At 27.9% G+C, this 12,612-nt stretch carries 13 protein-coding genes and 1 other RNA gene; all 14 read right to left on the minus strand.

Annotated features, from left to right (window positions below; translation table 4 throughout):
* Positions 1 to 22: 22 nt before the first annotated feature.
* Complete coding sequence (locus ESOMN_RS03730) at positions 23 to 883, minus strand: Hsp33 family molecular chaperone HslO (RefSeq protein WP_024863612.1); 861 nt, start codon at positions 881 to 883, stop codon at positions 23 to 25.
* 63 nt (positions 884 to 946) lie between these two features.
* A complete protein-coding gene (gene ftsH / locus ESOMN_RS03735; protein WP_198511463.1) occupies positions 947 to 3,160 on the minus strand; it encodes an ATP-dependent zinc metalloprotease FtsH in 2,214 nt (737 codons plus the stop codon).
* Positions 3,161 to 3,252: 92 nt separating this feature from the next.
* Complete coding sequence (gene tilS / locus ESOMN_RS03740; protein ID WP_024863614.1) at positions 3,253 to 4,446, minus strand: tRNA lysidine(34) synthetase TilS; 1,194 nt, start codon at positions 4,444 to 4,446, stop codon at positions 3,253 to 3,255.
* 9 nt (positions 4,447 to 4,455) lie between these two features.
* On the minus strand, positions 4,456 to 5,178 hold the full coding sequence (locus tag ESOMN_RS03745) for a tRNA1(Val) (adenine(37)-N6)-methyltransferase (protein ID WP_024863615.1): 723 nt from the start codon (positions 5,176 to 5,178) through the stop codon (positions 4,456 to 4,458).
* Positions 5,178 to 5,921, minus strand: coding sequence for a hypothetical protein (locus ESOMN_RS03750; protein ID WP_024863616.1), 744 nt, complete (start codon positions 5,919 to 5,921; stop codon positions 5,178 to 5,180). The genes ESOMN_RS03745 and ESOMN_RS03750 overlap by 1 nt, the downstream gene beginning before the upstream one ends.
* Positions 5,908 to 6,537 (minus strand): dTMP kinase, encoded by a 630-nt coding sequence (tmk, locus tag ESOMN_RS03755; RefSeq protein ID WP_024863617.1) that lies wholly within the window; start codon positions 6,535 to 6,537, stop codon positions 5,908 to 5,910. The genes ESOMN_RS03750 and tmk overlap by 14 nt, the downstream gene beginning before the upstream one ends.
* Positions 6,537 to 7,139: a recombination mediator RecR gene (gene recR, locus ESOMN_RS03760; protein WP_024863618.1), complete on the minus strand. Its 603-nt coding sequence runs from the start codon at positions 7,137 to 7,139 to the stop codon at positions 6,537 to 6,539. The genes tmk and recR overlap by 1 nt, the downstream gene beginning before the upstream one ends.
* On the minus strand, positions 7,132 to 9,090 hold the full coding sequence (gene dnaX, locus ESOMN_RS03765) for a DNA polymerase III subunit gamma/tau (RefSeq protein ID WP_024863619.1): 1,959 nt from the start codon (positions 9,088 to 9,090) through the stop codon (positions 7,132 to 7,134). Before dnaX ends, recR begins: the two co-directional genes overlap by 8 nt.
* 83 nt (positions 9,091 to 9,173) lie before the next feature.
* A complete protein-coding gene (locus tag ESOMN_RS03770) occupies positions 9,174 to 9,611 on the minus strand; it encodes a nucleoside deaminase (RefSeq protein ID WP_024863620.1) in 438 nt (145 codons plus the stop codon).
* A 21-nt stretch (positions 9,612 to 9,632) separates the two neighbouring features.
* Positions 9,633 to 9,722, minus strand: an RNA gene (ffs, locus tag ESOMN_RS03775) — signal recognition particle sRNA small type.
* 18 nt (positions 9,723 to 9,740) lie between these two features.
* Complete coding sequence (locus tag ESOMN_RS03780; protein ID WP_024863621.1) at positions 9,741 to 10,535, minus strand: Cof-type HAD-IIB family hydrolase; 795 nt, start codon at positions 10,533 to 10,535, stop codon at positions 9,741 to 9,743.
* A gap of 72 nt (positions 10,536 to 10,607) precedes the next feature.
* Positions 10,608 to 11,798, minus strand: a complete 1,191-nt coding sequence (gene yidC, locus ESOMN_RS03785; RefSeq protein ID WP_024863622.1) for a membrane protein insertase YidC — start codon at positions 11,796 to 11,798, stop codon at positions 10,608 to 10,610.
* A gap of 24 nt (positions 11,799 to 11,822) precedes the next feature.
* Entirely contained in the window at positions 11,823 to 12,152 is a 330-nt protein-coding gene (rnpA, locus tag ESOMN_RS03790) for a ribonuclease P protein component (protein WP_024863623.1), read from the minus strand.
* Between the two features lie 20 nt (positions 12,153 to 12,172).
* Positions 12,173 to 12,307: a 50S ribosomal protein L34 gene (gene rpmH, locus ESOMN_RS03795; RefSeq protein WP_024863624.1), complete on the minus strand. Its 135-nt coding sequence runs from the start codon at positions 12,305 to 12,307 to the stop codon at positions 12,173 to 12,175.
* Between the last annotated feature and the right edge of the window lie 305 nt (positions 12,308 to 12,612).

A 12,612-nucleotide genomic window follows, 5' to 3' on the forward strand; every position in this document is an offset into this window, starting at 1 on the left:
TGTCAAAATTATTTTACACTTTTTAGTGGAGTAATTGTTCAATTTCTGTAAATAATATTTGATATTTTTTATTACAAAATTCGCAAACTACTTCTAAATTTTTTTGTTCTGCAATTATTTTTTTTAATTCTTCATTACCTAAAATTTTTATGGAATTAAATGTTTTTTCTTTTGAACAAGTACATTCAAATTTTAATTCCTTATTTTCTAAAATAATTGCATCTTCCACAATTTCTTTAATCACGGATTCATAGTTGGTTGAGTTTAATAAAATATCAGCAATATATTGTGAATTACCAATTTTCGTTTCTAAATAATTTATATCTTCGTTTGTATGATTAGGAAATAATTGCACCAAGATTCCGACAACTTTTTCAATTTTCATTTTTGAATCTAATTTTACTTTAGTAGTAATAAAAGAATTTATTTGATTGGAAACTCTTAAATAATTCATATAGTCGCCATCAATTGTTCCATCAATCAAATCAACTTTAGAAATATAAGGTTCTTTTAAGTTTAAATTTACACAAGTAACTAATGTTCCGATTTGTCCCAAAGCAGCAACCAAAGGATTTGAAACTCCAACTAATAAATTTGCATCAAAATTAGGATTTTGAATGTACGATCTAACCTTATTGTTTTGATATTCAGTAATTATTTTTTTTACTAATCCGTCACTTGTAACAATGTTAGAACTCATTGTTTCACCGTTTTTTAATTCAACTCCTAACAACGCATTGGCCGCAGTTGTTTTTGCTAACACAATACTTGCTATAGGGTTTGTTTCTTGTAAATTTGTGATCTCCAGCATTGATTCTGATAAGTCTACAATCGCAATTTTAACATTGTGTTTTTGGCTAGTTGCTCTAATTTTGATATCCATAATTTCTCCTTTGATTGAAAAACAACGAAACAAAGTTTCGTTGTTTAACTCTTATAAAATTGATTATTTAATTAATGAATCCATGTATTGAATAATTTCTTTTTTAGTCATGTTTTTTGAATTTTGCTCTTTGAAATTTGGTTCAAGAGTTTTTTTATTCTCAACAATTATTTCTAAATGTTTTTGTAATTCAGTTTTTGATTCAGAAATCACTAATGAACCATCAACTTTTGAACGTTCGGTTAACAACAATGCTGAATCAGCATTTGGAATTGCTAATTCTTTACTATATTTATCTAATAAAGTATTTAAATAAGTTTTAGCTTGTTCAAAAGTAATTTTAATAGTCTTATTAGTATCTATGTCCAGATCGTCAACATCGATATCAATAATGTCTCCGCTTTCTTTTTTGCGTTGCTCATTTTCATACTTCGCTTTTTCTTCTAAAACTTGAGCAGGTAATTTGCCTTCTTTGTCAATGTAATCAATTTGCTCAGCTGTAATTGTTTCTAAAACTTTTAATGATTCAGCCAATAAATCCAATTCTTCACGATTGGCTTTAATAATTGTAACCGCTTCTTTATAAGCTTCATCTAAAATTCTTTGAATTGCTTTATCAATTTTTGCTGCAGTTTCTTCAGAATAAGTTCCTTCAATTTTTCCATATGATTCTTCGGCCATTGTTAAGTATTTAGTCATTCCTAACTCAGACATCCCAAATTGTACAACCATTCTTCGAGCAATGTTAGTTGCTTTATCTAAATCATCATGGGCACCTGTTGTAACATTTTCAACTCCAAAAATAATTTCTTCAGCAGCACGACCTCCAAGATATCCCGCGATCATTGCATAAAGATCTTTTTTAGAAGAAAAGACAGTTTCATCTTTAGGAGTCATAATTGTATATCCCCCAGCATTACCACGTGGAATGATTGTTACTTTTTGAACTTTTGAAGCAGCTTCTAATTTTAAACCAACTAATGCATGTCCTGATTCATGGTAAGAAACAATTTTCTTATCTTGTAATGTCATTGCGCGAGATTTTTTGGCTGGTCCACCAACTACTCTATCGATAGCTTCATCAATTTCTACAATCCCAATTGAAGTTTTATTTTCACGAACCATTAAAATTGCAGCTTCATTTAAAACGTTTTCAAGTTGAGCACCAGAGAATCCTGGAGTACGTTCAGCGACACGATGTCAATCAACTGATTTATCAATATTTTTATTTTTAGCATGTAGTTTTAAAATTGCTTCACGTTCTCTAATGTCTGGTAATGATACTTGAATTACTCTGTCAAAACGTCCGGGTCTTAATAGCGCTGGGTCAAGTACATCAGCACGGTTTGTTGCTGCCATAACAATAACTCCCGAGTTAGTTCCGAATCCATCCATTTCCACCAATAATTGGTTTAAAGTTTGTTCATTTGTTGAACCACCAATATTTCCAGAACGTTTACGTCCTACTGCATCAATTTCATCAATAAAAATAATACATGGGGCATTCTTTTTAGCATCGGTAAACATTTCGCGAACACGTGAAGCTCCAACTCCAACAAACATTTCTTCAAATTCAGATCCTGAAATTGAGAAGAATGAAACCGCAGCTTCTCCGGCAACAGCTTTTGCTAACAAAGTTTTACCAGTTCCTGGTGGACCTTCCATAAGAACCCCTTTTGGTGCTCTAGCACCTGCGGCTGCATATTTTTGAGGATTTTTTAAATAATCTACTAATTCTACTAATTCAGATTTTTCTTCTTCTATTCCAGCAACGTTTGCGAATCTAACATCTGATTTAGTTTGTTTAGCACGGTTTTTACCCATACCGAAGATGTTTGCACCTCCAACGCCAGCTCCACCACCTTTAGACATCATGTAAAACATCACACCATAAATAACTATTAAAATTAGCAATGGTAAAATTGAAGAAATTATTGATCCTCATTGACTTCCTGTGTCAGCAACAACGGTTGCATTTTCTAGTAAAGGAACATCGCCTAGGTGATTATAAATAACATCTTGAGAAGTTTTTACAACAAATTGAACTCAATGACTTCCGTTGAAATAAATTCCTGAAATTGTTGCAGTTCCATTATAACCATTATGAACTACTAAGTTATTAAGGTCGGCAGGATCCGAAGTAAGTTGAATAAATCTATCTCAACTAATTGTTTGTGTTGAACCTTTTAAAGTTACAGAAATTACAACTCCCATGATTATTAAAACAAGTAAGAGAATTATCCATAATCAAACACTCGATTTTCTTTTCTTTTTCATTAAATCCTCCTAAAAACGATTGGATATATTTATTTAATTTTAACATAATAAAAAGTATTAGATATTCACCTTTTATATAATTTAATAAGGTTTTATCCTATTTTATTAAGTATTTTTTTATGATTTTTTTGATAAACAACGGCTTTTAAAATTCGGTTCTTAAAAGGAATCTTTTTTTCAGAAAAATAGTCTTTTGTTTTCTTATTATTATAAAAAGTATTTTTCTGATAAATTTGATAATCGTTTGAAACTACATAAGGATAATTTTCTTGATCCTTTTTAATTGCATTAAACAAATCTAATCAATTAATAAATTCTTCAAGGTTGTGAAGTTCATCTTTACTGTTGATTATCAAACTTTCTTTTCTTAAATTATTTACAGAAAGCAAATAAATTTTTTGATAATCCTTTATTAAAGTTTGATCACCTAAATTAACAGACCAAAAATTTTTATGAGAATTTTTGATACGCTTGGCGATTTCTAAAGATGTATTATTTGCTCTCTTTTGCAAAATCGTTTCTTTATTAATTAACTTAAGATATTCAAAAATAATTCTTTGTATCATTTTGATGTCATATTCATTAATTTGCTGATTTAAAGTTAATTCGTCCGCTGTTAAATTGTTGTTTGCATAAAAATAGGCTTTTTGTAATTCTTCAGCTAAAAGAATATTTTTTTCTTTAATTATTTGTAAATAACCATCTAGTTCATTATCTTTTAATTCGCTGCGAATTTTATTGCGTAAATATTTTAAATCACTGTTAGTTGAATCTATTGCATAGGCAACGTTTTCTCGATCAAGAGTTTCTAAAATTTTAGATTTTGTTAAATTTAACAAAGGTCGAATTACGGTTAAATTTTTATAGTTTGAAATTTTTTTAAGACCAAAATAGCTCACTAATGCTTTGCGTTTTTCTTGAATTAAAAATGTTTCAACTAAATCATTTTTATTGTGAGCAATTAGAAGATTATTAATTTTATATTTTTTCGACATTTCAACAAAAAATTCATAACGTAAATTTCGACTTCAATCCTCAAAATTTTCTTTCATGTTTTGGTAAAAATTAGTGTCAACTATTTTTATTTCTAGTATTAAATTATTTTCTTGGCAAAATTTCTCAACAATTGATTGATCAATGTTTGAGTCTGAACGAAAATTATAATTAACGTGACAAACAACTAAATTTTTTGGTTTGTTTTTAATGACTTCTCGTAAAAGAAAAATACTATCAGCACCACCTGATACACCAATCAAATAATTATTATTAGAATTAATATTAATCATTTTTTTCACCTAGTCTCTAAACATTTTTAACATCTCATCTGTATATGTTTCATCATCGTGATGAGAAATTAAAGGGGGTAATATAACCATGCCTTCGTTACCATTTAAAATACCATCAATCAAGACCGTTTTTCCGTTTTTATTAACTTTAGAATGCACAAATTGTAGCCTTTTAGGAACAATATTATATTTAGTGAATAAAGAAATTATTTCTCCACTACGTTCCGCTCGATGAACAATCGTAAAAGAACCACCGTTTTTAATAGTCATTGCTCCAGACTTAATAATTTCTTCTAAATTTATTAAAGTTTCATGTCTAGCATTAACAATTTCTAATGATGTTTCATTTAATTTAGGGTTTCCTTCAGTTTTAAAAAAGGGAGGATTACAAATTACCGCATCGTATTGATGGTTTGCTTTTGAAGCAAAATCTTTTATATCTTGATGAATAATTTGAATCTGATTGTCTAAATTATTAATCATGATATTTTTATTAGCTAATTCAATTGCTTTATCTTGGATTTCAACACCAATAATATTTGCGTTGGTATATTTACTCATTATCAAAGGAATTACTGCGTTATTAGTTCCAAAATCAACAATAGTTTTAATTTTGGAATTTAAATTTATAAAACGAGACACTAAAACACTGTCTAACGTAAAGGAAAACATATTTGTGTCTTGATATAAATTTAAATTTTTATAACCTAGTAATTCATTTAAAATTTTCATTATAACCTTTCTGAAATTTTTATAAAATAATTTTCTATTGCCAATTTGTCATTATTGCCAAATTTAAGATCATCAATCAAAATTAATGTTTGTTCAGCAAATGCAGAATATTTTTTAACTATGGTTCTGAAATAAGATTGTTCAAGAATTTTAATTAATTCAGTTTTATCAAGTCTTTTAATTTTTTCTCCAGCCAATAAATAACTGTACTTATTGTTAGTGGTTAAAATTTTTTCAAATAAATTTAATTCATAATTTTGATCTTCATTATTTAAAACAAAAATTTTGCAACGAGATTTAATTGTTTGTAAAATTGAACTACGATTTTTAGAAAGCAAAATAGCAAATGTATTTTTAGGTGGTTCTTCTAAAAATTTTAACAAAGAATTAGCTGCACTTGATTTTAAATTTTCTGCACACGAAATTATATAAACTTTGGTTAAAGATTTCTCGATAGAAGACAATGTCATTTTTTCAATCATTTGTTGAATCATTTCCTTAGTGATTGCTTCAGACCCATTTCCAATTTGAACTACATCTAGAATACTATTCTTTTTACTTCGTTGACAATTGTAGCAATTGTCCTCATCAAAATTTTTATTTTCACAATAGATATATCTAATTAGTTCATTAACCACATCATGAGCTTCTTGTAAATTTTTTGAATCAATAATTAACGAAGTAAAAAGTTGGTTACTTTTAAATAAATTTTTTAAATTTAAGCTTAAATTATTTTTTAACATAATTATTCAATGCCTCAAGAATAATTTTTTCTGTTTGCATTTGCACTTCATCAATTGATAAATTTGCATTGACAACGCGGAAACGGTGAGGATTATTTTTAATTAAAATTTCATAGCCTTCAGACACCTTATTTTTAAAGTCCATGGTCTCTTTATCAAGTCTATTTTTTTCCTCTTCGCGCACATTCATTCTACGTTCAGCCTCATCGCGATCTAATCTAAAATAAATTGTTAAATCAGGGATATATTTCCCAATAACAATACGTTGTACCTCATCAACATTTTCAATACCAATTTCACGAGCATTACCTTGGTAAGCACTTGTAGAATCCATAAAACGATCAGAAATTACAACAATTCCTTTATTAAGGGCAGGGACAATAACTTTGTCTAAATGTTCATTTCTAGCAGCCAAAAACAACAGAGCCTCAGTTCATCCATCAATACCTTGGCTGTTATTAGCCAGAATTAGATTACGGATTTGCTCAGCCACAGGTTCTCCACCAGGTTCGCGAGTAAATAAAACTTCAAAACCTCTTGTTTCTAATGCTTCTTTAATTTTAGCAATAGCAGTTGTTTTACCACTACCATCCATACCTTCTAAAGTTATAAACATTATTGTTTCCCTCCGTATTTCTTTCTATTATTAAAGGCACTTTCTAAAGTACTTTCATCCATATAGTCTATCATTCCGCCTGTGGGAATACCTTTGGCTATTCTTGAAACTTTAATGTTTTGCTTTTTGGCAATGTTTCCAATGTAATTTGCTGTAACTTCTCCTTCAAAAGTAGAATTTAAAGCTAAAATTAATTCCGTGTTTGGTTTATTGTCTAGTCTTTTAAAAATTTCGTTAATATGTAATCTATCTGGTGAAACCGATCTTACTAAATTAATTTCGCCCCCAAGTATTGCATACAAACCTTTATATTTTTTATTATTTTCAATATTTATAGCATCGTTGATTGTTGCAACAACACATATGATTTCTTGATTTCTGATAGGATCAGAACAAATAAAACATTGACCATTAAATGTGTAATAAAAGCAAATTTCACAAACTCCATAAGTTTTTTGAATTTCTTCTAATTTAAAGATAAATGAATTTAGTTTATCTTTGTTTTCGATAAAGTCAATTAACATGCGTTCTGCTGTTTTTTTATTTAGACCTTTTATTTTTTTAATTTCATTAATTAAATTTTCAAACTCATCGTTAATCATTTATTTTCACCTCAATATCCCCAAATAGCGAAGTTGCTTTTTCTAAAAGTTCTTTTGCTTTAGGGTTTAAATTTACAGTGCTTTCACTAATTTCTTTGTAAAAAATATTTGAATCAACAGGATTATAACCAGTTAATAAGTTATTAGATTTTTTAAATGAAAATTCTTTTTTGACATGCTCTCATTTGCTTTTATCAATCGGATATATCACATAATCTTGTTTTAAATAATTAAATAATTTATTTCTAAATTCAGATTTCATTAAACTATTTAAAATTGCGTTTGCAACAATACTTGATTCACAAACAAGAAGAATTTCGTTTTTAGAAACTGCAGAAACTTTTGTATCTTTAAATGCAATGAAAGATTTTGCTGATTCTTTATCTAACAAATTTTCATTTTCATCATATTTAAATCACTGATAAATTATTGATTCAATATGATCTCGAGCTTCGCGATTTGCACCTTGCAACATTGTTACAACGGCATCAACTTCTATTTTCGCTTTAGTTGTGTTGTTTGCTTCGCTAAAAATTTCTTTATTACTCAATTCCAATAATTCTCCTCATGTATTTATTTGAGAATTTTGTTCTTCATTAATGGATTCAGACTTAAATATAATTTCATCAACTTGATCCACTTTTTTTACTTCTTCTGTTGATGAAAAATCGGGACGATTAACAATACCAATTTCAGTAACTTCGCTTGGTATTATTTCGCATTCCATACACTCTTTAGGTATTTCTTCTTCTGTTATTGAAGAAATATTTTCTTGGTCAATTATTTTTGTTTTATTTTCGCTATTAGCTTTTTCAATATTGAATTTTGCTTCTAAATTATTTTGATTTTCAACTTTTTCATAAGAATCATCAAAATTACTTTTAAGTGATTTTAATAAACTAATTAAAATATAATGAAAATTAACATTTGTTCCACGAGATTTTGAATATGCATCACTTAAATTATCAGCTATATTAAACATCTCTGCAACACTACATTTTAATTCATTAATTTCGTCTACAGTTACTAATTTTAAATATTTATCTTGTTTTGTTAGTTTGTATTCAATAATTTCTTTGATCATTTCAATCAAAGATAAGGCAAAAACATCAAAATCCATACCTTGATTTTCGGCTATTTCAAAATAATTAATTAATTTTTCTGTTTCATTATTGATAATGTTTTTTATAATTGAAAATTTTTCTTTTTTGGTTGCAACATAAAAAATACTTTTTAAACTTTCGATAGTTATTACTTCGTTATTAACAATCATTAATTGTTCCAAAATGTTAAGTGCATCCCTTAAAGAACCATCACTTAAAAAATAAATTTCTTCTGTTGTTTCTTTATCTATGCTAAAACCTTCTTTTTTGGCAATCATATTTAATTTGTTTTCTAAAGCTAATTTATCAATTTTTTTAAAATTAAATGTTTGGCATCTAGAAATTATTGTTGCAGGAATTTTAATATATTCCGTTGTGGCCAAAATAAAAATAGCGTGAGCTGGTGGTTCTTCCAAAGTTTTTAACAATGCATTAAAAGCGCCTTTGCTTAACATATGCACTTCATCAATTATATAAACTTTGTATTTACCTAAAATTGGCATTGTTGAAACATTTGATTTAACATTTCTCATTTCATCAACTCCGTTATTTGAAGCTGCATCGATTTCAAAAATGTCTGGTGATTTTCCTTCGTTTGCTGTTATACAACTTTCGCAATTATCACAAGGGTCTGCATTATTAAGATTTTTACAATTTACAGCTTTAGCAAAAATTCTTGCAATTGAGGTTTTCCCAGTTCCCCTTTGACCTGTAAATAAAAAGGCATGTGTAAAGGAATTATTTTTTAATTCTGTTTTTAAAATATTAACAATATTAGTGTGACCAGCAATTTCAGCAAAAGTCGATGGACGATAAATTCGGTATAGTGAACTCTTATTTTTAAACATAATAACTCCTTTTTTAATTATTTAAATTTTACCATTTATCAACATTTTTATAATCAATAAAAAAGAAAAGAGGAAGGTTCCTCTTATCTTAATTTTTGAAAAAAATTATCCAGTATTTGTTGATAAATTTTTTGTTGAATTTTTGTTGAGCATTGCTTAAAACTTAATAAAATATCATTAATACTATAAGCAGAACTAAACCCATATTTTTGATTAGTTAAGATGTAATCAATTTTTTTAATGTGCGCTTGTTTAATTGCTCCATAACACATTTCGCAAGGTTCCATTGTAATTACTATTTTGCATTTATTAAGTTTTAAAGTTTTCATTTTTTTAATTGCAGAATTAATTGCATTAATTTCTGCATGACAAGAAATGTTTTGTTCTTTGTTTCTTGTATTTCACCCCTTGGCGACTATTTTTTTATTCTCATCAACAATAATTGCAGAAACAGGAACGTCTTTACTAGGCTCTGTTTTTTTGAGCAATTCAATTAGTTCATCGAAAATAATTTGTTCCATAAATAAAATATCTCCTAGGCAAAAAAATAACCGTTATACAAGACACTTTTCCTTATAGCTGCTACCTTCCGGTCCTGACTAAATTCAGATGTTATCTTTATAACGGCAAATTTATTTTAACACACTTTTTTAATCTAGATGTTTTTCAATTTCAAACAGATAGTCGATTTTGAAATTAGCATGTTTTCGAATCTCTTCATTATAGGGTTGATTAACAATAAATGATTTTGAATATTCCTTAAGCATTGGGACATCATTACTATCATCTCCAACAACCAAAACATGATCATTATTAAAATTTAAAATTTTTTGTAGAGCTTTGATGCCTGTGGCTTTATTCACATTTTCTCCATGAATTTCACAAACATAAAAGTCTTTTAAATTATTAACAACAGTTTCTACTTTTAAATTATTGCTTTTAATAAATTTTATAACTTTTGCTCATGTTTGTTTACTACATAATAATTTAAAACATAAAATGTCTTTATTGATCAAAAATGAAAGCGGTTCATTTATATCTTCTAAATTCATAAACATTTTTTGTTGTTCTTCAGTCATGTCTTGAATGAATAAAAATTGTTCATCTTTAACGGTTGCATAATTTACAGCTTTCAATTCTTGTTCAATTTCCTTTAAAAAATCAATTAAAAGTAATTTTTCTTCGTTACCCATGTTTTTTGAATAAAGAACTTTGCCTTTTCCATCAGTAACTACTGCACCAGTGTTTGTTACAAAATAATTAGGATAAAAATTTAATTCCTTACTCAAATACTCACTAATTGAATTATAATTTCTTCCAGTTGCAATAATTACATTGTTTCCTTGTTTTTGAAAATTCATAATTCAATTTAAGTCTTTTTCTAACACGGTTTTATCAGGACCGTTTCTAAATGTGCCATCAAAATCCGAAAATAATCAATACATAAAATAACCTCTTTATCTATAAATTATTATGGAGTATTTTAAAACAAAAAAACACACAAATTTTTGTGTGTTTTATTTCTTTTTAATTTGTTGCAACTGACGTAATCTTCTTTGTTGTTCTCTACTTCCACGATTTTTTCTGCTTTCGTGATAGAAATGGAATCCTAATGTTTGAGCAATTTGGAATCCTGAAGATAAAATTCAGTAAATGGCAACCCCTGAGGCTACTGTGGCCACAACGAAGATAAACACAGCAGACATAACTAATTGCATAATTAATTGACGTTTACGAGATTTTCGTTGTGCTTCGGTTAATGATTTAGATTTATTTTTATGGTATTGCAATAATGTTGGTAATAACATTGAGAAAATTTGCAATGGCAAGTACACAGCTAATAATGTGAAGTAAATTCAGTTACCTTGTGTCACTTGTGATCATGGCTGTTCAATCAATGAAATTTCTCCAATAGTGGCAATTTTCAACGCTCTTGTTGAACGAATAATTGCATAAATGGCAAATAGGAATGGTAATGAAGCAAATGAACCAGCCATTGCACTCATTGGTGATAAACCTTCTTTTTTATATAAAGCCATTGTTTCTGCTTGTTGACGTTGCTTAGATTGAGTATCTTTTTTATCTTTATAGCGAGCTTGTATTTCTGCTTGTTTTAATTGCAGAGTTGACATTTTCTCTTGATTCATCTGGGACTTCCAAGTGAAAGCAAGAGTAATCGAACGAATAATTAACACTGTAAAGAAAATTGCGAAGAAAGCTGCAATTCCATATGTTTTTTGTGATGCTGAATCTAATGTTGGGTTTAATGTTCCTGCGAAACCATTTAAAATTCCTACAAGAATATAAGCTGTTGGATAAACGAAAAATCCATAAAATGGTGAATGTGTTACACTGAAAGCACCAGACCAAGAAGTAATGCTGTTATAACCGTATTCGTAAATTTCTTGACCATTTATTTCTGTAATGTGTGACTTACCACCAAGTTCTCCAAGTGATCTAATAATAATTTCAAAAGATACACCAGGAGCATAAACTTTAGTTCCTGTCATGTCTACAACTTGGTTAACCATGTAATCTGATTGGTACATTTGTACACAACCTCATAGCATTGAAATAATTATGAAAAGAAATAATCCTATTTTTGTTCATTTTCAAATTTTAAGAGTAATTTCTTTTTTAGTTTTTTTGTTATTGATTCCACTTTTGGGATTCAAATAACTCATTACACTAGAATTAGCTTTATACACAGGCTTATCTCCTTTCTGCTCAAGTTATTTAATTGATAACAATAATTTTAATAACAATTCTTGATTTTTAGCAAAACTAGTATTTTTAATATTAGCTCTAGCCATAATTATGACACGATATTTCTTGCCTTCAATTGCGTTGATATTGTTGTTAATCATCATTCTGATTTGACGTTTTATTTTATTTCGCACAACAGCATTACCCATCTTTTTACCAACAGAAATGCCGTATTTAAATAATTCTTCTTTTGATTTATCATAATACACTACAAAACTTACGTTTTTAATGAATTGTTGTTTTGAAATAATTTTTTGAAATTCAAAGTTACCTTTAATTATGTTTTTGTTTTTCATCTATTTAAAAGTCACTAAAATTAAGCTGATAATTTAGCTCTTCCTTTTGCTCTACGAGCTTTAATTACTCTTCTACCGTTTTTTGTAGACATTCTAGCTCTAAAACCGTGAGTATGTGCGTGTTTAACTTTCGATGGTTGTCAAGTTCTTTTCATGAGTTCCACTCCCTTCATTTAAGACAATTCACGTTTAATTATAATAGAAATTAAAAAAATATAATAGATTAAATAATAAGTTTTTTGTGTTTTCCACACTTTTTAAATCAGTTCACAAGTTATCCTCATTTTATTTTTCATTATGTGGAAATGTGGAAAATACCCTCAATTTTAGTTTTTATCTATATTAATTATTTTTCAAGAACACTTATATTGGACAAGAAAAATGTTAATACTTTTTTTCAACAATTAATAAATCAATTTATTTATAATTTAATAATATAAGATAGGAGTTTTTAGACAAA

It is taken from the genome of Williamsoniiplasma somnilux (genome assembly GCF_002804005.1).
Taxonomy (GTDB): domain Bacteria; phylum Bacillota_I; class Bacilli_A; order Mycoplasmatales; family Mycoplasmataceae; genus Williamsoniiplasma; species Williamsoniiplasma somnilux.